Annotated in this window: 22 protein-coding genes; 12 read left to right on the top strand and 10 right to left on the bottom strand. The window is 63.5% G+C overall.

Going from position 1 to position 23292, the window contains the following annotated elements:
• The first annotated feature begins 134 nt into the window (after positions 1 to 134).
• Both ABIB91_RS29600 and ABIB91_RS29595 read left to right on the top strand, forming a co-directional pair.
• Positions 135 to 887: a P-loop NTPase family protein gene (locus ABIB91_RS29600; protein WP_007595031.1), complete on the top strand. Its 753-nt coding sequence runs from the start codon at positions 135 to 137 to the stop codon at positions 885 to 887.
• A gap of 60 nt (positions 888 to 947) precedes the next feature.
• Positions 948 to 1616: a hypothetical protein gene (locus tag ABIB91_RS29595; RefSeq protein ID WP_007595033.1), complete on the top strand. Its 669-nt coding sequence runs from the start codon at positions 948 to 950 to the stop codon at positions 1614 to 1616.
• A gap of 39 nt (positions 1617 to 1655) precedes the next feature.
• Here the strand turns inward: ABIB91_RS29595 and ABIB91_RS29590 are convergent, their stop codons facing one another.
• From ABIB91_RS29590 to petA, 5 genes are all read right to left on the bottom strand, one after another.
• Positions 1656 to 2195 carry an adenine phosphoribosyltransferase gene (locus tag ABIB91_RS29590; protein ID WP_007595035.1) on the bottom strand — a complete coding sequence of 180 codons (540 nt, stop codon included), beginning with the start codon at positions 2193 to 2195 and terminating at the stop codon, positions 1656 to 1658.
• Positions 2196 to 2203: 8 nt separating this feature from the next.
• Positions 2204 to 4369, bottom strand: a complete 2166-nt coding sequence (locus tag ABIB91_RS29585) for an anthranilate synthase component I (protein WP_354169732.1) — start codon at positions 4367 to 4369, stop codon at positions 2204 to 2206.
• A gap of 403 nt (positions 4370 to 4772) precedes the next feature.
• A complete protein-coding gene (locus ABIB91_RS29580; RefSeq protein ID WP_007595039.1) occupies positions 4773 to 5447 on the bottom strand; it encodes a dienelactone hydrolase family protein in 675 nt (224 codons plus the stop codon).
• 144 nt (positions 5448 to 5591) lie between these two features.
• A complete protein-coding gene (gene fbcH, locus ABIB91_RS29575; protein WP_354169730.1) occupies positions 5592 to 7664 on the bottom strand; it encodes a cytochrome b/c1 in 2073 nt (690 codons plus the stop codon).
• Positions 7665 to 7726: 62 nt separating this feature from the next.
• Positions 7727 to 8257 (bottom strand): ubiquinol-cytochrome c reductase iron-sulfur subunit, encoded by a 531-nt coding sequence (gene petA, locus ABIB91_RS29570; protein WP_007595042.1) that lies wholly within the window; start codon positions 8255 to 8257, stop codon positions 7727 to 7729.
• A gap of 288 nt (positions 8258 to 8545) precedes the next feature.
• Here petA and ABIB91_RS29565 point away from each other — a divergent pair, with 288 nt between their 5' ends.
• The 6 genes from ABIB91_RS29565 to ABIB91_RS29540 all read left to right on the top strand — a co-directional run bounded on the left by ABIB91_RS29565 (position 8546) and on the right by ABIB91_RS29540 (position 12363).
• Positions 8546 to 9004 (top strand): tRNA (cytidine(34)-2'-O)-methyltransferase, encoded by a 459-nt coding sequence (locus tag ABIB91_RS29565; RefSeq protein ID WP_007595044.1) that lies wholly within the window; start codon positions 8546 to 8548, stop codon positions 9002 to 9004.
• An 18-nt stretch (positions 9005 to 9022) separates the two neighbouring features.
• Entirely contained in the window at positions 9023 to 9655 is a 633-nt protein-coding gene (gene queE / locus ABIB91_RS29560) for a 7-carboxy-7-deazaguanine synthase (protein ID WP_354169727.1), read from the top strand.
• Positions 9656 to 9672: 17 nt separating this feature from the next.
• Positions 9673 to 10038 (top strand): 6-pyruvoyl trahydropterin synthase family protein, encoded by a 366-nt coding sequence (locus ABIB91_RS29555; RefSeq protein WP_354169752.1) that lies wholly within the window; start codon positions 9673 to 9675, stop codon positions 10036 to 10038.
• Positions 10039 to 10157: 119 nt separating this feature from the next.
• Positions 10158 to 11045 carry an oxygen-dependent coproporphyrinogen oxidase gene (gene hemF, locus ABIB91_RS29550; protein ID WP_354169725.1) on the top strand — a complete coding sequence of 296 codons (888 nt, stop codon included), beginning with the start codon at positions 10158 to 10160 and terminating at the stop codon, positions 11043 to 11045.
• Positions 11042 to 11788: an HAD family hydrolase gene (locus ABIB91_RS29545; RefSeq protein ID WP_354169723.1), complete on the top strand. Its 747-nt coding sequence runs from the start codon at positions 11042 to 11044 to the stop codon at positions 11786 to 11788. The genes hemF and ABIB91_RS29545 overlap by 4 nt, the downstream gene beginning before the upstream one ends.
• Before the next feature lie 371 nt (positions 11789 to 12159).
• Positions 12160 to 12363: a YodC family protein gene (locus tag ABIB91_RS29540; protein WP_354169721.1), complete on the top strand. Its 204-nt coding sequence runs from the start codon at positions 12160 to 12162 to the stop codon at positions 12361 to 12363.
• 177 nt (positions 12364 to 12540) lie between these two features.
• On the opposite strand, the gene ABIB91_RS29535 is transcribed toward ABIB91_RS29540, so the two are convergent.
• Positions 12541 to 13320 (bottom strand): ArsR/SmtB family transcription factor, encoded by a 780-nt coding sequence (locus tag ABIB91_RS29535; protein WP_354169719.1) that lies wholly within the window; start codon positions 13318 to 13320, stop codon positions 12541 to 12543.
• A gap of 248 nt (positions 13321 to 13568) precedes the next feature.
• Here ABIB91_RS29535 and ABIB91_RS29530 point away from each other — a divergent pair, with 248 nt between their 5' ends.
• Both ABIB91_RS29530 and ABIB91_RS29525 read left to right on the top strand, forming a co-directional pair.
• Positions 13569 to 14978, top strand: coding sequence for an MFS transporter (locus ABIB91_RS29530; RefSeq protein ID WP_354169717.1), 1410 nt, complete (start codon positions 13569 to 13571; stop codon positions 14976 to 14978).
• Positions 14979 to 15019: 41 nt separating this feature from the next.
• Positions 15020 to 15217, top strand: coding sequence for a DUF1127 domain-containing protein (locus ABIB91_RS29525; RefSeq protein ID WP_354127387.1), 198 nt, complete (start codon positions 15020 to 15022; stop codon positions 15215 to 15217).
• 243 nt (positions 15218 to 15460) lie between these two features.
• Here ABIB91_RS29525 and ABIB91_RS29520 read toward each other — a convergent pair whose 3' ends face one another.
• Entirely contained in the window at positions 15461 to 16534 is a 1074-nt protein-coding gene (locus tag ABIB91_RS29520; RefSeq protein WP_354169714.1) for a TauD/TfdA family dioxygenase, read from the bottom strand.
• Positions 16535 to 16834: 300 nt separating this feature from the next.
• Here ABIB91_RS29520 and ABIB91_RS29515 point away from each other — a divergent pair, with 300 nt between their 5' ends.
• The gene (locus ABIB91_RS29515) at positions 16835 to 17140 is read left to right on the top strand and encodes a hypothetical protein (RefSeq protein WP_354169712.1); all 306 of its coding nucleotides are present in this window, start codon (positions 16835 to 16837) and stop codon (positions 17138 to 17140) included.
• Positions 17141 to 17240: 100 nt separating this feature from the next.
• On the opposite strand, the gene ABIB91_RS29510 is transcribed toward ABIB91_RS29515, so the two are convergent.
• Positions 17241 to 20762: a LuxR C-terminal-related transcriptional regulator gene (locus ABIB91_RS29510; protein ID WP_354169710.1), complete on the bottom strand. Its 3522-nt coding sequence runs from the start codon at positions 20760 to 20762 to the stop codon at positions 17241 to 17243.
• Here ABIB91_RS29510 and ABIB91_RS29505 point away from each other — a divergent pair.
• On the top strand, positions 20728 to 21222 hold the full coding sequence (locus ABIB91_RS29505) for a nuclear transport factor 2 family protein (protein WP_354253291.1): 495 nt from the start codon (positions 20728 to 20730) through the stop codon (positions 21220 to 21222). The two genes, ABIB91_RS29510 and ABIB91_RS29505, sit on opposite strands and share 35 nt — an antisense overlap.
• A 43-nt stretch (positions 21223 to 21265) precedes the next feature.
• On the opposite strand, the gene ABIB91_RS29500 is transcribed toward ABIB91_RS29505, so the two are convergent.
• Positions 21266 to 22033, bottom strand: a complete 768-nt coding sequence (locus tag ABIB91_RS29500; protein ID WP_354169706.1) for a sulfite exporter TauE/SafE family protein — start codon at positions 22031 to 22033, stop codon at positions 21266 to 21268.
• Positions 22030 to 23286 (bottom strand): CCA tRNA nucleotidyltransferase, encoded by a 1257-nt coding sequence (locus ABIB91_RS29495; RefSeq protein WP_354169704.1) that lies wholly within the window; start codon positions 23284 to 23286, stop codon positions 22030 to 22032. The genes ABIB91_RS29500 and ABIB91_RS29495 overlap by 4 nt, the downstream gene beginning before the upstream one ends.
• Positions 23287 to 23292: the final 6 nt, after the last annotated feature.

Genomic DNA, 23292 nt, shown 5'->3' with positions numbered 1-23292 from the left:
GCCTGCGGAATTGAATTCTCCCTTGTTTCTGCCATGTTCGCGCCCAACAGCAGACTTGGGACATCTTTGCGACATCGATTTGGGGCCCGTCCGATTGCGACCTCGCGATCGGGGGCGCGCGTTAGGGGACAGCAATGGCAAAGCCGGCAGTGGTTGTGGTGGGCGCGGACAAGGGCGGGGTCGGCAAGACCACGGTATCGCGCACCCTGCTCGATTATTTTTCCGCCAACAACGTGCCGACGCGCGCCTTCGACACAGAGTCACCGCGCGGAACCCTGAAGCGCTTCCATCCCGACATCACCGAGATCGTCGACATGACGACGACGTCGGATCAGATGAAGATCTTCGATACGCTCAACGCCACGAGCCCGTCGGTCACCGTGATCGACGTCCGCGCCGGCCTGCTCTCGCCGGCGCTCGCCTCCTTGCGCGACATCGGTTTCCTCGATGCCGCCAAGGCCGGCCAGATCACCTTTGCCGTGTTCCACATCCTCGGACCCTCGATCGCCTCTCTGGACGAAATCGCCGAGACCGCGGGCTTCATGACCGGCGCCAAATACTTCCTGGTGAAGAACTTCATCAACGACACCCAGTTCTTCCAGTGGGACCAGGCGACCTATAATTCCTACTTCCACCGCATCAAGGATGCGACCGAGCTAACCATCCCCAAGCTCAACGAAATGGCCTATGAGCAGGTCGAGGTGTCTTCCGTTCCGTTCCTGAAATTCGTCGCCAACAAGGGTATCAACGACGAGGCCGCGAACTATTCGTTCGTGCTGCGCGGCTATGTCCGGCATTGGCTGGCGAACGTCTGGAGCGAATTCGACCGGATCCGGCTGACCGACATTGTCGGCTCCAAGCCCACGACCCGCAACAGCGAAAAATAGTTGCGCAAGCCGGGCGGATACGGCTGGATTGGTCGCCGAGTTCGACTGATATAGCTATCGATGCCCGCGACGCCCCTCTACATCATTTGCTCGCCCCGCCCGCAGGTCGGCAAGACCCTGCTGGCGCGGCTTTTGAGCGAATTTTTGCTGCTCAAGAACGGCAACGTCGTGGCCTTCGACGTCAACCTGAAGGAGCCGTCGCTGCTCGACTATCTGCCAACGATCACGGAGACCGCCGACGTGATCGACACCTACGGCAAGATGCAGCTGATGGATCGCGTCATCGTCGATGACGGGGTTGCCAAGGTGATCGACCTCGGCTTCCACGCCTTTGACGAGTTCTTCAAGATGACCGAGGAGATCGGCCTGTTGAAAGAGGCGGCGCGCCGCCACGTCGCGCCGATGATCCTGTTCGTCGCCGACACCGACCGCGTCTCGGCCCGCGCCCACGAGATGCTGCGCGAACAGATCCCGCGGATTAACCTGATCACGGTGGACAACGAGCACATCATACGCGGCGAGCTGCCGGCGGCGATGGCTGCCGGACGGGTATTCCGCCTGCCTGCGCTGCCCGGCTTTCTCAAGACCTATATCGGCCGGCTGAACTTCTCCTTCACCGGCTATCTGCGCCAGGAGAAGGATGCCTCGACCGAGCTGCACCAGTGGACCCGGCGGAACTATCTCGCTTTCCGCGAGCTGGAGCTCAGCCTGATCCTGCAACGGTCCTAGGCGATAATTTACCCGGGCGATACTCCTCGGCGTCCTGGCTCAGTGCCCCTCGAACGTCATCAGCGTGCGCACCGGCACGTCCATCGCGCGCAGCTTGGCGGCGCCGCCGAGGTCCGGCAGGTCGATGATGAAGCAGGCGGCGACCACATTGGCGCCGATCTGGCGCAGCAATTTCACCGCGCCTTCCGCAGTGCCGCCGGTGGCGATGAGGTCGTCGACCAGGATCACGCGCTCGCCGGGCTGGATGGCGTCGACATGCATCTCCATCTCGTCGATGCCGTATTCGAGAGAGTAAGCGATCCGCACGGTGGTGTGCGGCAGCTTGCCTTTTTTCCGGATCGGCACGAAGCCGGCCGAAACCTGGTGCGCCACGGCGCCGCCTATGATGAAGCCGCGCGCTTCCATGCCGGCGACCTTGTCGATCTTGTTGCCAGCCCAGGGATTGACGAGTTCGTCGACCGCGCGGCGGAACGCACGCGCATCCGCGAGCAGCGTGGTGATGTCGCGGAACAAGATCCCGGGTTTCGGGTAGTCCGGGATGGTGCGGACGCTCGCCTTCAGATCGTGGTCAAAAGTCATGGTGCCTCTCAATCAGCGCGCGCATCCAGGCGGAACGCGTTCTCGACAATTCGTAAGCCCACCTCGCCGCTCAGCGACATCAGCGATTCCGGATGGAATTGCACGCCGGCGACCGGCAGGGTCTTGTGCTCGAGCGCCATGGCGACGCCGTCCTCGGTGCTGGCGGTGACGGATAGCACCTCCGGCATGCTGTCACGCTCGACATAAAGCGAGTGATAGCGGCCGATCACGATCTCGTTCGGCAGATTGCGCATCAGCCGCCCGCCGCGCACCTGCACCCGCGAGGGCCGGCCGTGGGCGGGATGCGTGAGCTGCCCGAGCTCGCCGCCGAAATACTCGCCGATCGCCTGGACGCCGAGGCAGACCCCGAACACCGGCAGCTTGTTCTCCAGCGCTGCGTCGATGGTCTTCTTGATCCCGAAATCCTCGGGCCTGCCGGGGCCGGGCGACAGCACCAGCAAATCCCACCGCTTCTGCTTGAGCATGTCGAGCGCATGCACATGGCGGACCACGGTGACGTCGGCGCCGACCTGGCGGAAGTAATCGGCCAGCATATGCACAAAGCTGTCGTCATGGTCGATCAGCAGTACCCGCTTGCCGCTTCCGGTGGCATCGGGCGCGAAGGCCGACAGCGGCTTCGGCGGATCGCCGCGCAGCGCCTGGAACAGGGCCGCGGCCTTGACCTGGCATTCGCGGTCCTCGGCGGCGGGATCTGAGTCGAACAAACAGGTGGCACCGACACGCACTTCCGCGAGGCCTTCCTTCATCCGGATGGTGCGGATGGTGAGGCCGGTGTTGATGCTGCCGTCGAAATTCACCGCCCCGATCGCGCCGGCATACCAGCGGCGCGGCGAGCGCTCGTGATCCTCGACGAACTGCATCGCCCAGAGCTTTGGCGCGCCGGTGACGGTGACGGCCCAGGCATGGGTGAGGAACGCATCGAGCGCATCGAAGCCGGGACGCAGCATGCCTTCGACATGGTCGACCGTGTGGAAGAGTTTTGAATAGGTCTCGATCTGCCGGCGTGCCAGCACCTTGATCGTGCCGGGGACGCAGACGCGCGCCTTGTCGTTGCGGTCGACGTCGGTGCACATGTTGAGCTCGAACTCGTCCTTCTCGGAGTTCAGGAGCTGGCGGATCTGCTCGGCATCGCCGATCGCATCGGTACCGCGCGCGATCGTCCCCGAGATCGGGCAGGTCTCGACCCGGCGTCCGTCCGAGCGCACGAACATTTCCGGTGAGGCCGAGACGAGAAATTCGCCCTCGCCGAGATTCATCAGCGCGCCGTAAGGCGACGGGTTGATGACGCAGAGCCGCTGGAACACTTCTGCCGGCGAGCGGTCGCAGGGCTCGGCAAAGAGTTGCCCCGGCACCGCCTCGAACAGATCGCCACGCGCAAAGGCAGCGCGCGCGGTCTCGACCGTAGCCTGATATTCGCCGGGCGCGTGATCGGCAAAACCCTGGCGCGGTGTCTTGAGGTAGGGGCTCTCGGCGGTCTCGTGGGGCAGGCCCGCGGTGGACTTGCCCTTCCACGCGAAATCGTAAGTGAGCACGACGCCGCGGCCGGTGGCGCGGTCATAGGCGAGCAGCCGGTCGGGGACGTAGAGCACGATGTCGCGTTGGTCGGCCTCGCGCGCGCGCTTCTGCACGAGGTCCTCGATCTGGAACACGAGGTCGTAGGCAAAGGCGCCGAACAGGCCGAGCACGCCGTCGTCGTTGGCGGAGAACGCGGCGACGAGATCGCGCACCAGCGACATCACGCTGGCGCGCCGCGTGCGCTGGTCTTCGTCGATCGGGGCTTCGCCGCGGATGATATGACCGGCAAGGCGCGTGGGCGTCGTCTCGGAGATCACGACGCAGGGTTCGCGCAAGACGTCGGCGAGGAAGGCGATCAGCACCTCTCCGCGCGCATTCAGCGCTTCCAGCTTGAAATTGACGCCAGTGGTCTCGAGCTTGAGCGGCGGATCGGAGAAGCCGAGGTCAAAGCTTTCGTAGCGGCCGGGCACGGTCGTCCCCGACGACAGCACCACGCCGCGGCGACGGTCGAGCAGGTTGACGAGATCGTCGAGCCGGTTGGCGCCGCCGGAAAACTGTTCCGCCACGCGCGTGATCGCAAGCCCCGCGCGGGTCACATAGTCGCTTCGAGCCGGAAGGGCAAAGACGGTCCTGTTCATGGGGTCCTCTTACGAAACTTGTCGAGGGAACGCCACACAGGACAAACGATCAGGCCGCCGCACTGCGTGGGCGACCTCAGACGATTTTGGGAGAATAAATCGCACCGGCCACCTCTTAGGAGGTGCGCCACCAAAGACGGGATGGGCGGACGGCGGTGCTCATGGGCGGATACTCACCATGGCGCGGGGACGGCGTCAAGGGTGGCTGGGCCGGCTGCTAGTCGTCCGTGAGGGACGACACCAATCTCCACCGTCGTCCCGGCGAAGGCCGGGACCCATAGCCACAAAATTGAGTTTGGCGAAGACTCGCAGTGGCAGCTCGCCCCGACCACAAAGTGTTGTGGTTATGGGTCCCGGCCTTCGCCGGGACGACACCGAAATTGTAGCGCGATTGGCGCCCAACCTACCCCAGATGCTTGCGGAAAAACTCCGTCGCCCGGCCCCAGGCCAGCTCGGCGGCTTCGCGGTCGTGCACGGCCTGGCGCTGCTCGTTGACGAAGGCGTGCTCGGCGTCATAGCGGAACAGCTCCAGCGACTTGCCGGCGGCCTTCATGGCCTTTTCGAAGCCATTGACCAGTTCCGGCGTGCACCAATCGTCCTTGTTGGCGAAATGGGCCTGGAGCGGGATCTTGACGTCGGCGGGCTTGGCCGCCTGCTCTGGCGGGATGCCGTAGAACACCACGCCGGCGGCGAGCTCCGGCACATGCACCGCGCCGATGATGGTGACGGCGCCGCCGAGGCAGAAGCCGGTCAGGCCCACCTTGGCGCCGTTGCGCGACAGATATTGCGTGGCGCCGCGCACCGTCTGCGTGGTGGCGTCCATGAAATCGAGCGAGTTCATCTCTTTGCCGGCCGCGTCCGTGTCGTGATACGGCACCACCTTGCCCCTGTAGAGATCGGGCGCGAGCGCATCGAACCCGGCCAGCGCGAAGCGGTCGCACAGGCCCTTGATCTGGTCCGACAGGCCCCACCATTCTTGGATGACCACCACGCCCGGCGCATTGCCGCGCGCGGCATTGGCGAGATAGCCCGATGCGTCCTTGCCGTCCGGGCGCTTGAAGGTGATGGCGGTTCCCATGATGTCCTCCGACGAGTTTTTGGGGAGCGGTTGGCGGCATTTTGGCGTTTGAGCGGGCGATAGGCAATCGCGCCTGACAACACACTCTCGTGCCCAACAAAAAAGCCCCCTTGCGGGGGCCTCTTCATTCTCGCCTCAGGCCGCTCAGTGCGAGTCGGCCCAGACCTTCTTCTTGGTGAAGTACATCAGGCCGGCGAAGATGATCAGGAAGATGAAGACCTGGAAACCGAGGCGCTTGCGCGCTTCCATGTGCGGTTCGGCGGTCCACATCAGGAACGTGGTGACGTCCTTAGCGTATTGCGCGACCGTGGTCGGCGAGCCGTCGTCATAGGTCACCTGGCCGTCGCTGAGCGGCTTCGGCATCTTGATGGCGTGGCCCGGGAAGTACTTGTTGTAGTAGGACCCCTCCGGGATCGTCACACCCTCGGGCGCCTTGTCCTCAAAGCCCTGGAGCACCGCCGAGACGTAGTCCGGGCCCTGCTCCTGATATTGGGTGAAGAAGTCGACAATGAACCAGGGGAAGCCGCGGCCGTAGGAGCGCGCCTTGGTGATCAGCGACAGATCCGGCGGCGCCGCGCCACCATTCGCCGCACGCGCGGCCTGCTCGTTCGGGAATGGCGAGGGGAAATAATCCGCCGGCCGGCCCGGGCGCTCGAACATATCGCCGGCGTCGTTCGGACCGTCCTTGACCTTGTAGTCGGAGGCGAAGGCTGCAGCCTGCGCGACCGAATAGCCGGGACCGCCGGCTTCCGCGAGGTTGCGGAAGGCGACGTAGGACAGGCCGTGGCAGTTGGCGCAGACTTCCTTGTAGACCTTCAAGCCGCGCTGCAATGCGCCGCGGTCGTACTTGCCGAACGGACCGGCGAACGACCATTTGTTGCCCGGCGGCTTGTCGCTGCCTTCGGAGGCACGCGCGCTATCGGCTGAGCCCGCAAACAACGCGCCCGCCAGCGCAAGCACGATCGCGCTCGACACCATCGGCGTCGACCTGCTCCCGGTTTTGGCCAGGACGGCGTCCGAGATCGAGTTCGGCACCGGCCGCGGCTTCTCGATGCGCGAGAGCAGCGGCAGCACGATCAGGAAGTAGGCGAAGTAGCAGAACGTCAGGACCCGGCCGGCGATCACATAGATGCCTTCCGGCGGCTGCGCGCCGAGATAGCCGAGCAGGATGCAGACCGCGACGAAGATCCAGAAGAACTGCTTGGCCAGCGGACGGTACTTCGACGATTTGGTCTTGGCAGCATCAAGCCAGGGCAGGAAGCACAGGATGATGATCGCCGAGAACATCCCGATCACGCCCGCGAGCTTGTTCGGGATCGAGCGCAGGATCGCGTAGAAGGGCAGGTAATACCATTCCGGCACGATGTGCGGCGGCGTCACGCCCGGGTTCGCCGGAATGTAATTGTCGGCGTCACCGAGATAGTTCGGCATGTAGAAGATGAACCAGGCGTAGAGCAGCATGAAGCAGGACACGCCAAACATGTCCTTGATGGTCGCATGCGGCGTGAACGGAACCGTGTCCTTCTCCGTCTTGGGCTCGACGCCATCAGGGTTGTTCTGGCCGGAGACATGCAGCGCCCAGACGTGGAGCACGACGACGCCCGCGATCAGGAACGGCAATAGATAGTGCAGCGAGAAGAAGCGGTTCAGCGTCGGGTTGCCGACCGAATAGCCGCCCCACAAGAGCGTCACGATGCTCTCGCCGACATAGGGGATGGCGGAGAACAGGTTGGTGATGACGGTGGCGCCCCAGAAGCTCATCTGGCCCCACGGCAGCACGTAGCCCATGAAGCCCGTCGCCATCATCAGAAGGTAGATGATGACGCCGAGGATCCAGAGCACCTCGCGCGGCTCCTTGTAGGAGCCGTAATAAAGGCCACGCAGCATGTGGACGTAGACGGCGACGAAGAACATCGAGGCGCCGACGGCATGCATGTTGCGCAGCAGCCAGCCGTAATTGACGTCACGGACGAGCAACTCGACCGACTTGAAGGCGAGGTCGGCATGCGGCGTGTAGTGCATCGCCAGGATCACGCCGGTCAGGATCTGGATCCCCAGCATGAAAGAGAGGATGGCGCCGAAGGTCCACCAATAGTTCAGGTTGCGCGGGGTGGGATAGACCACGAAGGAAGAGTGCATGAGGCCGAGGATCGGCAGACGTCGCTCGATCCATTGCAGGGCCGGATTGCTCGGCTGGTAGTCGGATGGTCCGCTCATGATGCGATCCTGAGGAAATAGTACGACGAGACGGCGCGAAGCTTCGGACGAGGGCCCGAAGCTCAGCCGATCTGGATTTTGGTGTCGGAAACGAACTGGTACGGCGGCACCGGCAGGTTCGCGGGCGCGGGCCCCTGGCGGATGCGGCCGGACGAATCGTACTGCGAACCATGGCAGGGGCAGAAGAACCCGTCGTAATTGCCTTCATGGGCGATCGGGATGCAGCCGAGATGGGTGCAGATGCCGATCACGACCAGCCACTGGTCATGGCCGGACTTGACCCGGGCCTCGTCGGACTGCGGATCGGGCAGGCTCGCCACGTTGACGGCGCGCGCCTCGTCGATCTGCTTCTTGGTGCGGTGGCTGATATAGATCGGCTTGCCGCGCCAGAACACCTTGATGTCCTGCCCCTCGGCGACCGGGCTGAGATCGACCTCGATCGGCGCACCGGCGGCGATGGTCGACGCATCAGGATTCATTTGGGAAATGAAGGGCCAGAGCGCGGCTGCGCCCCCTACTGCTGCAGCTGCCCCCGTTGCAACGAATAAGAAATCACGGCGTGTCGGATGGTCCGCCGAAGACGCTGTCGTCACGATTCCAACCCTTTCTTCTTATGCAGCCGGCGGAACCGCTCCGGGAGCCCCCAAGGTCCCCAGAACAGCCTGCCGGCGCCCGCGGCCCCCCGCGGCGGCAGAACTTCACGTGCCCCCACCAAAACAAGGCGAAAACAGCAGTCCAGAATCGTTCTATTGGCACCCTTGCCGGGCGAGCGCAAGCCCGCTATCGGCGCGGGAGCGTGCAATGCACGAATTCCCCGGCCAGCGATGTTTTATTGAGACATTTCCGGCCCGCACCGAACCGAGACAGCCCATGCACAGCCCATGCAGATAGCGCTTTTCCAACCCGACATCCCCCAGAACACCGGCACGATTCTCAGGCTCTGCGCCTGTCTGGGCGTGGCCGCCCACATCATCGAACCGGCGGGCTTCCCCGTCTCCGACCGGCATTTCCGCCGGGCGGGAATGGATTACCTCGATCAGGTCAGCATCGTCAGGCATGACTCCTGGTCAAAATTCGAGCAATGGCGCGCGGCGCAGGGCGCCCGCCTGCTGCTGTTCACCACCAAGGGGGCGACCGACTACCGCGATTTCCGTTACCAGACGGCGGACATCCTGCTATTCGGGCGCGAGAGCGCCGGCGTCACCGAGGCGGTGGTCGAGGCCGCCGACGCGCGGCTGGTGATCCCGATCGCCCCGGGGCTGCGGTCGCTCAATGTCGCCATGACCGCGGCGATGGCCGCAGGCGAAGCGCTGCGGCAGCTCCGGAACCCGCAAGTTTGATATGTTGAGGAGAGACGGTTGAGTTACGCGGTCAAGGAAATCTTCCTGACACTGCAAGGCGAAGGCGCCCATGCCGGGCGCGCGTCCGTATTTTGCCGTTTTGCCGGCTGCAATCTCTGGAGCGGGCGCGAGGCGGACCGCGGCGAGGCGACCTGCAAATTCTGCGACACCGATTTCGTCGGCACCGACGGCACGCTCGGCGGGCGCTATGCCTCGGCCGCGGACCTCGCAGACACCATCGCCGCGCAATGGACGGCCTCCACCGACAACCGTTACGTGGTGCTCACCGGCGGCGAGCCGCTGCTCCAGGTCGATACGGCGCTGGTCGACGCGCTCCATGCCCGCGGCTTCGAGATCGGCGTCGAGACCAACGGCACGATCGCCCCGCCCGAGGGGCTTGACTGGATCTGCGTCAGCCCGAAGGGCGGCAGCGATCTGGTGATCCGGCGCGGCCACGAGCTGAAGCTGGTCTATCCGCAGCCGCTCGCCATGCCGGAGGCCTTCGCGGGCCTCGCCTTCGAACGCTTCTCGCTGCAGCCGATGGACGGGCCCGAAGTCGCCCAAAACACCGCAGGCGCAATCGACTATTGCCTGAATCATCCGCAATGGCGGCTCAGCGTGCAGACGCATAAATCGCTCGGTATCAGATAGGATTGGTTTTCGAACAGATGTGGGAATTGACGAAATCGTTTCGCTTCGAGGCGGCGCACTCATTGTCGGGAACGACATTCGGCGCTGATAGCGAAGAGATCCACGGCCACTCATTCCGCGCCGAGGTGACGTTGCGCGGCACGCCGGACCCTGCGACCGGCATGGTGGTCGATCTCGGCCTGGTCCAGCGCGCCATCGAGGATGTGCGCATGACGCTTGACCATAAGTACCTCAACAAGATCGAGGCGCTGGGCACACCGACGCTGGAAAACCTCTCGCGCTTCGTCTGGGAGCGGCTGGCCCCTATCGGCAAGCTCACCCGCGTCAGCATCCACCGCGACAGTTGCAACGAGAGCTGCACCTATTACGGTCCGCAAGGGTGAAATTCGTAGGGTGGGCAAAGCGTAGCGCGCCCACCATTCAAGATAAACGGTGATAGATGGTGGGCACGGCGCAAGTGCGCCTTTGCCCACCCTACGAGCCCGTTCGTTGGGATTTGCATATGGACGTTTCTACGATCGAAGACCGCAAGACCCGCGCACGCGCCTGGTTCGAAGCCCTGCGCGACGACATCTGCGCGAGCTTCGAGCGGCTGGAGGACGATGCCCCGCAAAGCCTCTATTCGGGCGAGCCCGGCCGCTTCAAACGCACGCCGTGGCAGCGCACCGATCATACCGGCGCGGCCGGCGGCGGCGGCGTGATGTCGATGATGTCAGGCCGCCTGTTCGAGAAGGTCGGTGTGCATTGCTCGACCGTGCACGGCGAATTCGCGCCCGAGTTTCGCGCGCAGATTCCCGGTGCGGCGGACGACCCGAAATTCTGGGCCTCCGGCATCTCGCTGATCGCACATCTGCGCAATCCGCATGTGCCGGCGGTGCACATGAACACGCGCTTCGTCGTCACCACGAAAGCCTGGTTCGGCGGCGGTGCCGATCTCACGCCGGTGCTCGACCGCCGGCGCACGCAGGACGATGCCGACAGCGTCGCCTTCCACGCCGCAATGAAACAGGCCTGCACGCAGCCGAACGGCGTCGCCGATTACGACAAGTACAAGAAGTGGTGCGACGAGTATTTCCACCTGCCGCACCGGAAAGAGGCGCGCGGCATCGGCGGCATCTTCTACGACTGGCACGACAGCGGCGACTGGGACGCCGACCTCGCCTTCACCCAGGATGTCGGCCGCGCCTTCCTGAAGATCTATCCCGACATCGTGCGGCGCAATTTCGCGACGAGCTGGACCGCGCAGGATCGCGAGGAGCAATTGATCCGGCGCGGCCGCTATGTCGAGTTCAACCTGCTCTACGACCGCGGCACCATCTTCGGTCTCAAGACCGGCGGCAATGTGGATTCGATCCTGTCGTCGCTGCCGCCGGAGGTGAAGTGGCCATGACGACGATGAAGCCCGCAATGAGGCCGCTGCCGCGCGCCATGCTGATCGACATGGACGACACCATTCTGTCGGCCTATGCGCGGCCCGAGATCGCCTGGAACACGATCACAGCGGAGTTCGCGGAGGAGCTCGCGCCGCTACCGCCGCAACTGGTCGCAAGCACCGTCCTGGCGTTCGCGAAAAACTTCTGGGCCAATGCGGACGCCTCCTGGCGGATGAAGCTCGCCGAGGCCCGGCATCTCACCGTCAAGGGCGGTTTTGCCGCGCTCGCGGCCGCCGGTCATCGCGCCCTGCCCGACGACCTCGCCATTCGTCTCGCCGACCGTTTCACCGCCTATCGCGAGGAGGAGATGTTCGTCTTCCCCGGCGCGCATGATGCGATCGACAAATTGAAGGCGCTCGGCATCAAGCTCGCGCTGGTGACCAACGGCGCCGCCGACACCCAGCGCGCCAAGGTCGAGCGGTTCGAGCTGGCGCATCGCTTTCACCACATCCAGATCGAGGGCGAACACGGCTTCGGCAAGCCCGAGGAGCGTGCCTATCTGCACGCGATGGACGCGCTTGGCGTCACCGCTGGGGATACCTGGATGATCGGCGACAATCTGGAATGGGAAGTCGTGACGCCGCAGCGTCTCGGCATCTACTCGATCTGGATCGACGTGCATGGCGACGGCCTGCCCGAAGGCTCGATCGTCAAGCCCGACCGCATCATCCGCTCGCTGACAGAACTGGTGCCGGGCTGACTGCAATCAGGGTGCGTAAACAAAAACATCGAAAACAACCCCATGCACAGTAGACGGCCGCAGCAAAATCAACGACTTGCGGAAAACGCGAACTGCGGATCCGACGAAATCGGTTGCTCCGTCGGGCAAAACAGGCGCATGGTGTCATGGTCGCGACGCACGGGACGGAAGAGCCCTTGCGCCATCCATCGAACAGGCGCCATTGCCTCTCGTGATGGGATCGCTCCGGCCTAAAGCTCTCTGATCGACGTTTCAGCAGCACGGCCGGCGGATGCGCGCTACCGCAACACATCCACTGACCGAGTAGCCCGTGATCGGCATGTCATGCCGGTTTGCTAGCTTCTCCGTCAATCAACCCGAAAGGACCATCCATGGAACTAAAAGCCGGCGATATCGTCATGCTGAAATCCGGCGGGCAGCCGCTCACCGTCGCGGACGTGAAGGGCGACGACGTGATCTGTCTCTGGATGGGCGCGGAAGGCGATCTGTTTCGCGAGACGCTGCCGCTCGCGGTCCTCGATCGACTGGAAGAGCTCGACGAAGACGAAGACGAGGACGACGAAGACGAGGAGTAGGCGCGGCTGAGGCCGCGTCAAGGTTTGATCGTAGCGCACAGCTCCGGCGCGCGTGATGTCCGCTTCTTCGCCAACAATGGCGCGGTAGCGGACATCGCTGCAGGGCGCAGAACGGCCACAATGGAGCGCATCTGCCTTAGCTCCGGTCACCACAGCCTAAAATGGCTAATCGCGCTACTACCTCCGTCCGGGAGGCGCTGACTCGACCGTTATAGCTGATACCCGGCCTCCGGATAGTGATCCAACACGCCCATCGTGACCGTCCGTCGGGGGTACGCCCTCAATGCCGAACCTTGTGGCGAGTTCTCTAACGCCAACCGGGGTTACGACGAGCGCTCGGCTATCCCTGACGTGCTCGACCCAATCGTGCTCGAGAGCGTGATCAAGAATGGCGGCGCCGACTGCCCCGGCCAGATGCGGCCGGCGCTCGCTCCAGTCGAGACAGGGGCGACAGAACACCCGGCGCTTAGAGGCGAGGCCAAGATCGACGCCCAACTCATTGAAGAATGACCGGCCGGCGTCGGTGAGTTGCCCGCCATCCTCGTCGAGCAGAATAAACGACTGTTGGACCAACCGGTCGGCGATTGCGACGGCGATGCGGCCGGCCATGTGGTCATAGCACGTGCGCGCGTGCCGGAGCGTTTCTCCACCGCGCCAGAGATTGCGCTGCCGGGCGGGGCCGTCCTGCGCCACGACCATGAGACCTTCTAGCACGCGCGCGACGTGCGGAGAGGCCAGGCGGAAATATCGCCGTCGGCCCCGCTTTGCGAGCGCGAGCAATCCCGCGTCGCTGAGTTTCGCAAGATGGCCACTCGCTGTCTGCGGCGCCACGCCAGACACATAGGCGAGCTCCGAGGCGGTCAACGTTCGGCCATCCATCAGCGCGCTCAGCATGTTGGCCCGCGCCGGGTCGCCGATGACCGCTGCGACTTGGGCGATTTTGGGTCCCGTGTCCATGCCCTTCTCGTATGCCGATAAGGACGCAGTGCCAAGCACGGATACTTCGGTCAAGACCGTAGTGTTTCCGCGAGACTGGATCGATCACGAAACATAGGTTGCCCGGACGCCAGTAGGCCCGGTGAAGAAATGCCGCGACGAGGAGAAAGATCATCCCGCGGCTCCGAGTATTCGGTTGGTATCGAATGACCATCGCGAAGTGGGCTGATCAGGGCCGTCAAATTCTCGCAGGCAACTGAGTGTGATCAATGCCAACAACTTCGTTCAATACAAGACAGCCGGAACTAGCCCACGCCGACAACACGTCATCCCGCTCGCCTCTCGCGACGGCGCTGGCACTTGCTGCCACGAGCCTCGGCCTTGGCGTGGTGCAGCTCGATATCACCATCGTCAATACTGCGCTGAGCAGCATCGGCACTTCGCTCGGCGGTAGCGTGGCCGAGCTGCAATGGGTGGTGACCGCCTATACCATCGCATTCGCGGCCTTCATTTTGACCTCCGGCGCGCTCGGTGACCGCGTCGGCGCCAAACGGATATTCATCGCGGGCTTTGCGATCTTCACGTTGGCTTCGCTCGCCTGCGCGCTGGCGCCGTCGGCGATATTCCTGATCGCCGCACGCTCCGTGCAGGGCCTGGCAGCAGCGATCCTGGTGCCGAACTCGCTCACGCTGCTCAATCATGCCTATGCCGATCCGAGGGCGCGCGGCCGCGCGGTCGGCTTCTGGGCCGCAGGTGCGAGCGTCGCACTGACTTCGGGGCCGTTTGTCGGCGGCGCGCTGATCGCGCTGGTCGGCTGGCGAGCGATCTTTCTCGTCAACCTGCCGATTGGCGCCGCCGGCCTCTGGCTTGCCTGGCGTTATGCCGAGGAGACGCCGCGGCTCGCGCAGCGCGAGATCGATCTGCCGGGACAGATCGCGGCGATTGCAACCCTCGGCACGCTGGCCGGCGCCCTGATCGAAGGCGGCGTGCTCGGCTGGAGCCATCCGCTCGTCATCATGGGCTTCGTGGCAGCGGCCGTGATCGGACTCCTGTTCGTATGGCGCGAGGCGTGCGCGCCACAACCGATGCTGCCACTCTCGCTGTTCCGCCACCGCGTGTTTGCGCTGACCGCTCTGGTCGGGCTCCTCTTCAACATCGCCTTCTACGGCCTGATCTTCGTGCTCAGTCTCTACTTCCAGAAAATCAATGGCTGGTCGCCGTTCGCAACGGGTCTCGCTTTCGTTCCCATGATGGGCATGGTGCTGCCCGCCAACCTCGTCGCCGCATCGGTCAGCGAGCGCCTCGGCGCGCCGCAAACCATTGCACTGGCTTGTGCGATTACTGCCGCGGGCTGCGTTGCGCTGCTGCCTATGGCCTCAGGCACCAGCTACGGGGCGATCGGCACTCAGCTTGTGATCCTCGGCGGCGGGCTCGGCTTGCTCGTGCCGTCCTTGACCTCGACGCTGCTCGGCAGTGTCGAGAAGTCGCGATCCGGCATCGCCGCGGGCGTTTTGAACGCAACGCGGCAGACCGGCAGCGTGCTTGGCGTTGCCCTATTCGGCTCGCTGGTCGGAGACAACAACGTGTTCATTGCGGGCGCACATACCTCGCTGCTCATTTCGGCCGCTGTGTTGCTCGCCGGTGCGGTCGCGATCTGGCTTGGCCGAGCAAAGGACTGACGGTGAAAGGGAGGGGCCGATCGACCTCATATGGTGCCCGGATGTCGAAGACCGTGGGGTCCGACGGTTCGCAGCTTTCTGACGCAGTGAAGCGCGCGTTTGTCACACTGCAAATTTGGCGCGAACGGGTTCGGCAGCGCCGCGAATTGGCGCAATGGACTGACCACGACTTACATGATGTCGGATTGTCCTGGTCTGACATCGCTCTGGAAATCAAAAAGTCCTTCTGGCGGGCTTGAATAGCACTCGGATAGAGCGGCCTCCTGCGCGACGAGGCCGGCCAAAGAAGGCGGACCCTTGTCCAACTAAATTCTTCCGCTTTTGGCCCATCGCGACATTTGCCGCGGTTGCGCAAAGGAAAATGGCGCCGGACCGTGGCCTCGAGATGGCCTGCCTCGATCTAGTGCCAGGCTTCGCAGCAACGATGTCCGCTCCTCTACCAATATCGGCATAAGAGCGGACATCGCTGGATGCTTCGAACGTCAATCCAACGGAACGTTCAAACTGGTACCCTTGGTGATGATGCCACCACGGTTGCCGATCTCAATCGAGCCATAGCGCTGTTTGAAACAATCGGGCAGCGGCCGGTCGCCTTCCGTGCTGAGCCAAAGGCGCAACAAATGACGCTTTTGGCCTGCAATGGGCCAATCGCGGAATTCGGTCCGATCGTGCAACAAGGCATGATTGTAAACGAACTGCATGTCGCCCGGCTGAAGCCGCATGCCGAAATGCAGCGCGGGATCATTTGCGAGCGCGTCAAAGAGATCGAGCGCCTCGACGTGAGCCGGCGTCAGTCTTGGCGCATCGGGAAAGCGTTGGGCACTATCGATATACTGGCGCTGATAGAACCCGGTCAGGAACCCCACATGCCAATTCAGCACCGGGATTTCAAGATATGGCTTTTCGTTCTCCGGCACCTCGCCTCGCCGGTCCGTCGCGATCGGATCAAACAAGAGGGCGGCAAGGTCGGGACGTCTGTCAAACATCTCGTTGTAGATTGTCGTCGTACTGACGAGGAGAGAATCCCCTCCCTCCATCGCCTCGCGAATGCATAACAATCCAACCACGTCGGCCGAATCCGTGTGGAATGTCTGCCGGTCCGACGTTTGATAAATTCGGGTGTTGGGATCCCTTGCATCGGCGCCGGTGTCACGGACGTGACCGAGAATGTGACCCGCTGCATTCTGAGACCGCGCCGATCCAAGGTGCGCGCCCACTCCGCAAAAGATCGTAGCGGCAAACTCCTGATTATATTTTGCCACCGGGAGGCCGCGTATGACTTCGAAGCCAAGGCCAGCCAGGAGCGTTGTCTTAAGCTCTTCCAGATGCCTGCCGAAGTGGGGAAGCGGAAAGCTTTCCTTCGTGATCTCGGCGATTTTTTTGTTTCTGCCAAGATATGTTTCAGCCGCGCCCTCGAGTTCCGCAATCTCGCCGGCCGCAAGCGATATCAACCATCGATCAGGATTGGCTTTCATCTCAGCGCCCAGCCAGGCAGACGGGATATCGACCTTCCCCGGAGGGCGATGAATCCCGCCGGGCACTGAGACCAAATTCATAGTGTTGGCTCCCGAAGAGATTGGACGTCAGACATGGGGGCGGAAGACGTGGGGGCGGACGATCGACGATATTGTGCCGACCACTTGTTTGCAACTTGGCTAAAGCGCCGCCGTGAGCTGAGCGCATTTTCGCCGTGACGAGATCCGTTCCAGGCAGTCGCGTGTTAGGTGAGCCGCTTCCGCCAAAATGATTACAACGCGGCGCTTCGTTCGACCGGACAAAGCCCGGGAAAAAATGGCATCAGCCGGAACGTTCACGAAGCTGGCTGAGTTAAAAGTCATGCGCGTCGCGCTGCGGTCATGGCCGCACCGCGCGGCCCGGATAAGGCTCTGGAAGAGGCGAAAGCTACTCTGCGGCGTGCTTCGCGGCACGGCCGCGCGAGGACCGCGATGTACACGACGGCGATATACGATGAGCTGAGGCAGATCGAGCGCGACGTCGTCGAAGGAGAACGCCGGCTCGCAGAGCAGGAGGCGCTGATCATTGAAATGAAGCGCCAGAACGAGGACACAGCCAAGGCGGAAGGCGAACTCGAACGGATGCGGATGGAGCAGCGACGTCGCGATCAGGATCGGCAACGTCTGCTCTCACGGCTACAACCCTGAACAATTCCGCTCAATGAGGCTGATCCGCCGAAGGCGTCGTGTTCCTGAGACCTGTACTGCGGTGACAGTTGCCATTTTCGGTCAATGACGATGCAGCGGTTCAAATCAGCAGATCATGATGCGCAGGGACAATGGCTTGATGCGCGCCGTTATTGCCGTGATCGTCCGCGTGTCCGTTCAGTGCATGAGGGACGAGCTTGGCGTTGAACCCGAGGCTCTCTTCCTGACTGGGCGGAACGTGCGCATCGAGCGGATCATTGAACTCTTTAACCTCAACTATCGCCACGAGAGGAGAAGGAGTTGGTCCGCTATCGAACCGGAACACCGGTCCTTGGTCTGCGCCGCCGATTTCGAACGCAGCCTTGGCCGGGTGTGCGTCGTCTGATGCGATTGCTGCAGATTGCGCAGCGTGCTGCGAGTTACCGTGGTCCACGGTGGCTGGTTCTGCCGTCTTCATGGTCCCCGCAGCATCCGAAGCCGAAGCGTGATGCTCGGCGCCATCGCCGGTGCCGTTGCCCGGTTTGCCTCCATCTTCCGTCGATTCCGTGCTTGCCGCCTTTGCAGACCCTGGCTCCGAGGCGTGTTGCGAGTTGTCGTGGCCCGCGCTGGCGGGCGTTGCGGCGGCCGGATCGATCTTTGCTCCGTCCGGCGGGCTTGCAGCGGTTGAGTGCCCGGATTTGCCGTGTTCCGCGCCGCCTGGTTCAGCCGTCGTCGCTGGCGCTTGCGCGGCTTCAGAAGCCGAAGCGTGATGCTCGACGCCATCGCCGGTGCCGTTGCCCGGTTTGCCCCCATCTTCTGTCGATCCCGTGCTTGCCGCCTTTGCAGATCCTGGCTCCGAAGCGTGTTGCGAGTTGCCGTGGCCCGCGCTGGCGGGCGTTGCGGCGGCCGGATCGATCTCTGCTCCGTCCGGCGGGCTTGCAGCGGCTGAGTGCCCGGATTTTCCGTGTTCCGCGCCGCTTGGTTCTGCCGTCGTCGCTGGTGGTTGCGCAGCGTCGGAAGCCGAAGCGTGATGATGATCGCCGCCATGGCCGCCATCATTGCCCTGTTTGGAGCCAGCTTCAGTTGATTCGGTAGCTGCCGCCTTTGCAGACCCTGGCTCCGATGCGTGATGCGAGTTGTCGTGGCCCGCGCCGGCGGCCGTTGCGACGCCCGGATCGATCTCTGCTCCGTCCGGCGGGCTTGCAGCGGTTGAGTGCCCGGATTTGCCGTGTTCCGCGCCCGCTGGTTCTGCCTTCTGCGTTGCCCCTCCCGGAGCTTCCGAAGCCGATGCGTGATGCTCGGCGCCATTGTCGTCGCCCTTGCCCGGTTTGGAGCCACCTTCAGTCGATTCGGTAGCTGCATCCTTTGCAGACCCTAGCTCTGAAGCGTGCTGCGAGTTGCCGTGCCCCGCGTTGTCGGCCGTTACGACGCTCGGTTGGCCGATCTCGTTGGGTGCAATCGACGAAACGCCGGTGCCCGTGTCGGTCGGGCCACTGTGCGACGTGACATTTGCGACTGCCGGCGCTGTGGCACTATGAGCAAGCTCGATGGATGATCCGTGAGCCGACGCGGCAGACGCACCATCGCTCTCTTCCGTTGCATCCGCGGACGGGTCCGTGGAGGTTTCGAACTTCGACGGCGTTCCCAAGCCGGTCCGGGTCTGCCCGAAATGGAAACCCGAGCCGTTATTGGCCAGAAGGGCCCAGGCTCCGGCCGTCCCGAGCGTGCTCTCGCCCCCTTCGATACTGGTCTGGACATGGTCCTTGCTCGAAACAGCCTCATCGAGTGCGGTCGCCGGTATCAGCGCGGCTTCGAGCTGCTCCAAAGTGGTCGCGACAGCCGCGCCATCTGGCTCGGAGACGACATCCGCCTCCGCAACGGCTACAATTCCCTCCAGATGAATTTCCAGCAAGCCGCGATCGCCGATATCAAGGATACGATCGGTCGCATTCACATAGACGATCGTTTCGTTGCTTGCGGAGTCGTAGACCCAGGCGAGTGTATGTGGCGGTATAGACTTGCTTGCCGCCGTCATATGCAGCCAAGCAAGCGCTCCGAAAGCCGCAAGATTGATCCTGCTCGACCCAGATGCGAAATCGAACACGGTGTCGGAAGCGGTCGACTTGGAATCGTTAGACACGGAATCGATCGGGGAGCGATAAACAATTTTTTCAACGTTGCCGCCCAAGCCGATACTGGCATCGTGACCAAGGTCCGCGCCAACGGGTTTATGGAGGTTGTCACTCGCATCGCCCGGGCCCTTTTGGCCCAGAGCGCCTTCCGCGACGTCGTCGTGTCCAGCGGTCGCAACGGCGGAAGACAGGCGGACATCGTGCGACAGGAAACCCGGGGCTGAATTGTCGTCATGATTGGCGGCAGCATGGGTGATCGCGGCCAGTTTTGTGGTCGCACTCTCTTCAGTAACGGCCAGGATGCTGTCGATCGACGCTTCACGGAGGTCATGCGCCTGCGCGGCGAGATGGGGATCCTGCAGTGCGTAGATCAACGCACCGGCGAGAATAGCGAAGTTGCCATACCCGCCCTGCATCGACATCGCATTGGAAAGAAGCCGCGGGAATTGATGTTCCGGGGCCGGGTCAACTCCGACCTGTATGTCGTTTGCTGCTCGCGGCAAGAGCCCAGAAAGATCGGGCGCGCCCGATCCAGCTGGACCGTGGTGTGTCCACGCTTTCGCGCCCCCGGATTGCTCGGCCGCGCGCAGCGCTTCCATTGCCGTCGCCGGGTTGGTGATTTGGGCGGCCTTGGCGAACAAGTCTCTCTGGGCGAGCGTGGGCGTCTCGCCGGATTCCCAGGCGATGAGGTGCCGGAGAATGCCTTTTTTCCAGGGCTCGTACGCGGCGTGCTCGTCGGCATGGCCGACGCCGTTCTGATCCGGAAAGATGTCGTTCGCTTCGGACGCCTTGAGTTCGTCCGCAATTGCCAACGCCAGAAACGCCAGGGAGAGCGCGGCCAGGCCGGAGGGGCGCTGCAGCAATGCGATGGTCGCGAGCACGGTCCTGTTGGTGATCTCAAGCTTTTGGAAAATATTGTACAAGTGGACTTTGACCGTCCCGTCGGAAACGTTGAGCTGGCGCGCGATCTCCTTGTTCGACAGTCCTTCCGACACCAGCCGTGCAATTTGACGTTCCCGTTGCGTCAACAGCTCCAGCATCTTTTCGACTTTGCCGTCGCCGTCCACCTCCTTGCCGGCTGCCGAGAGATCGGACTTCTCCAGTGCCACACCGCTCTTCGTCATCAGCCGCAGCGATCGCAGCATCGTGGCGGGAGAGGCATACTTGGAAATTGCGCTGCAGGCGCCGGCTGCGATGGCGGACGTCAGATCGTGGTCGGTGTCGGACTCGGTGAAGAACACCAGGCGCGTAGAGAGCTTCTCAGCTTTCACGATCGCGAGGATCTCGGGGACCGTCAGATCCGGCACCTTGTCGGCAAGAAGCGCGACGTCGGGTGTCAGCTTTCGAATTGCTTCGAGGCAGCTTGTCCGATCGCTGGACGATGCGGCAACGTCGAAGTCCGGCTGCGTCCCGAGAACCGACCTCAGTCCCTGCAAAACGATCGGCTGTGGATCGACGATCACAAGCCGGATGGGCTTGAGTATCCCCTGCCTGGCGGACGCGTCCAACATCGATCTTGCCCTCGGCCCGGTCCTCTATGTCGTTCGCCATATGGCCGTGCCCGGGTGGGATATTAAAATCAAAAAAGGCTCGGCAGTTCCAGAGCCTGAAGCAGATTTGGACGGCATGCGAGTGAAAAATATGTCCTTTGACCCGATGGCCGTTGCGGTTGACTGGCTTGATGCCTATCGCGCGGGCGATATCGAGGCGATCTTGGAGCTCTATGCCGAAGATGCCGTTGTGCACTGCGGCTGCGCCGGTGTCCAAACCATTACCGGCCGCGAGGCACTTCGTGCCTATTGGGTCGATCGCCTCCGAAAATATCCGGCAGGCACGTTGGATGATCTCAATCCCTCGCACAACGACCGCACCATTATCTCGTACATCACCAGTGCTGGTGTGATGAGCGCACTTTTGGCGTTTGACGCCTCCGGCAGGATCAAGGAACTGGACTGCAGTCCCTCACACTAGATCTGCGGCGTAACCCAAACCCGCAGCGGGACACCTGGCGGCGTTAGATGAGCTGCCTCGCCGCTGCCGAAATCATCACCAGCCCGCCCGTGATCACCGCGACGTCGAGGATCGCGGTGTGGATGTGCACCGGCATCCGCTCGACAAAGGCCTTGGCCAGGAACGCGCCGGGAATGGCAATCGCGCCGATCAGAAGTGCAAAGGCGAGCACCTGCGCGGTCACGGCGCCGGCCAGTCCAAACACCGAGATCTTGATGAGGCCGGTGCCGAGCGAGATCATTGCATCGGTCGCGATCACGGCGGCGCCCTCGAGGCCCGCGGCCATCAGCAGCGACAGCAGGATCACGCCGGAGCCGGAGGTGCCGCCGACCAGCGCGCCATAGCCGACCGAGCCTGCCGCAAGACCGGTGTCGCCGATCTTGACCTGGCGGCGGCGGAGCACACGGCGCAGCGGCACGCTCAGGATCAGCATGGAGCCGATCACGAGTGCCGCGCCGGCATTGGTCAGCCGCGTATAGCCGTAGGCACCAAGGGCGGTCGTCAGTGCCGCGCAGGCCAGCACGATCAGCGCGCGGCGGCGATCGGCATAGCGGAGATAGGCAACCGCGCGGCTGGAATTGGTGAAGATCGCGGAGATCGCGATGATCGGCACCACCGGCTCGGCGCCAACGAGAGGGACCAGCACCAGCGGCATCAAGGCGCCGGTGCCGTAGCCGGCGAGACCGCCGATGATCGAAGCAAACAACGCCATCAACGCGACCAGCAGGAGCTGAAAGATCGAGATGTCGGCAAAGCCTGAGACGATGGTCACGTTCTCTCGTCGCGGCTGATTCGTGCCGCAGCTTGATCGGCGATGGAAGCGAGTGCGGCTTGCTCTAGGGGAAAATCCGCCGCAAGCCAAGCGTCCTCGGCGAGCGTCAACACATGTCCGAGCGCGGGTCCTTCCGCCATGCCGCGCGCGATGAAGTCGGCGGCGCGAAGCGGAAATTTCGGCGCAGTCCAGCGCTGCGGCAGCTCGGCGAGCGCCCGCCATCGCGACGAGCCGACGTCACCGCCGGCTCGCGCCCAGCCCAGCAACACGCGATCGTGATAGCGCTCTGCACCGAGCCGGTAGAGCAATCGCCGCGCATCGGCTTCGCCCTTGGTGGCCAGGCGCCACCAGCGATGCCCCATCGAATCCAGCGCCTTGGTTTCCGCATTGGAGAGCCTCAGGCGCGTGGCGACGCGCTTGGCGTCTTCGGTCACGGCGACCGTCAGCGCGGCGAGGCGCCGCGTGCTGCTCGCGGTGAGGCCAAGCTCGCGCTCGATCGCGATCATCGCCGAGAGCGGCCCGGTATAGGCGACGCCGCCGGTCAACGCCTGCAGCAATCCGCCATCGGCCATCGCAAGCGCGGCGGCGGACGCACCGGGAGCGACCAGAAGCTTCAGCGTCTCCATGCGCAGCCGCTCGGCCGAGAGGCTGGCAAGTCCGGCGCGGCCGCGGATGCAGGCGAGATAGCCGTCGCGGTCGGGATCGCCGGCACCAAAGGCGGCGTGGATGCGGAAGAAGCGCAGAATGCGCAGGAAATCCTCGGCGATGCGCTGGTCGGGATCGCCGATGAAGCGCACGCGCCGCGCGGCCGCATCTGCGATGCCTTCGACGTAATCGTGGACGACGCCGTCAGCATCGACCGAGAGGCCGTTCATCGTGAAGTCGCGGCGCTCGGCGTCCTTCACCCAGTCGCGGCCGAACGCAACCTTGGCCTTGCGGCCGAACGTCTCGGTATCCTCGCGCAACGTCGTGACTTCGTAAGGCTGGCTGTCGATGACGAGGGTGACCGTGCCGTGGTCGATGCCGGTCGGCACGGCCTTGATGCCGGCGCTCTTGGCGCGCCGCATCACCTCGTGCGGGAGCGCCGTGGTTGCGATGTCGATGTCACCGGGCACGAGGCCGAGCAGCGCGTTGCGCACGGCGCCGCCGACAACCCGCGCCTCCTCGCCATCCGCGTTGAGCAATTGCAGGACGCGCGCGGTCCCGCCCGAAATCAGCCAGGGCGCATCGGCGAGCATGGGCACCGCGCTCATCGGCCG

The sequence above is a fragment of the Bradyrhizobium sp. JR4.3 genome, assembly GCF_040547695.1.
GTDB classification, from domain to species: Bacteria; Pseudomonadota; Alphaproteobacteria; order Rhizobiales; family Xanthobacteraceae; genus Bradyrhizobium; species Bradyrhizobium canariense.
The sequence above is the reverse complement of the archived record's forward strand: the minus strand, read 5'-3'. Positions and strand labels throughout refer to the sequence as shown.

Coding starts and splice junctions, on each gene's coding strand:
- ABIB91_RS29565 (WP_007595044.1), top strand. CDS start 8,546: ATGCAGATAGCGCTTTTCCAACCCGACATCCCCCAGAACACCGGCACG.
- ABIB91_RS29580 (WP_007595039.1), bottom strand. CDS start 5,447: ATGGGAACCGCCATCACCTTCAAGCGCCCGGACGGCAAGGACGCATCG.
- ABIB91_RS29510 (WP_354169710.1), bottom strand. CDS start 20,762: ATGTTGGACGCGTCCGCCAGGCAGGGGATACTCAAGCCCATCCGGCTT.
- ABIB91_RS29600 (WP_007595031.1), top strand. CDS start 135: ATGGCAAAGCCGGCAGTGGTTGTGGTGGGCGCGGACAAGGGCGGGGTC.
- fbcH (WP_354169730.1), bottom strand. CDS start 7,664: ATGAGCGGACCATCCGACTACCAGCCGAGCAATCCGGCCCTGCAATGG.
- ABIB91_RS29530 (WP_354169717.1), top strand. CDS start 13,569: ATGCCAACAACTTCGTTCAATACAAGACAGCCGGAACTAGCCCACGCC.
- ABIB91_RS29585 (WP_354169732.1), bottom strand. CDS start 4,369: ATGAACAGGACCGTCTTTGCCCTTCCGGCTCGAAGCGACTATGTGACC.
- ABIB91_RS29520 (WP_354169714.1), bottom strand. CDS start 16,534: ATGAATTTGGTCTCAGTGCCCGGCGGGATTCATCGCCCTCCGGGGAAG.
- ABIB91_RS29495 (WP_354169704.1), bottom strand. CDS start 23,286: ATGAGCGCGGTGCCCATGCTCGCCGATGCGCCCTGGCTGATTTCGGGC.
- ABIB91_RS29525 (WP_354127387.1), top strand. CDS start 15,020: ATGTCGAAGACCGTGGGGTCCGACGGTTCGCAGCTTTCTGACGCAGTG.
- ABIB91_RS29540 (WP_354169721.1), top strand. CDS start 12,160: ATGGAACTAAAAGCCGGCGATATCGTCATGCTGAAATCCGGCGGGCAG.
- ABIB91_RS29590 (WP_007595035.1), bottom strand. CDS start 2,195: ATGACTTTTGACCACGATCTGAAGGCGAGCGTCCGCACCATCCCGGAC.
- hemF (WP_354169725.1), top strand. CDS start 10,158: ATGGACGTTTCTACGATCGAAGACCGCAAGACCCGCGCACGCGCCTGG.
- ABIB91_RS29595 (WP_007595033.1), top strand. CDS start 948: ATGCCCGCGACGCCCCTCTACATCATTTGCTCGCCCCGCCCGCAGGTC.
- ABIB91_RS29515 (WP_354169712.1), top strand. CDS start 16,835: ATGGCCGCACCGCGCGGCCCGGATAAGGCTCTGGAAGAGGCGAAAGCT.
- ABIB91_RS29555 (WP_354169752.1), top strand. CDS start 9,673: ATGTGGGAATTGACGAAATCGTTTCGCTTCGAGGCGGCGCACTCATTG.
- ABIB91_RS29535 (WP_354169719.1), bottom strand. CDS start 13,320: ATGGACACGGGACCCAAAATCGCCCAAGTCGCAGCGGTCATCGGCGAC.
- ABIB91_RS29545 (WP_354169723.1), top strand. CDS start 11,042: ATGACGACGATGAAGCCCGCAATGAGGCCGCTGCCGCGCGCCATGCTG.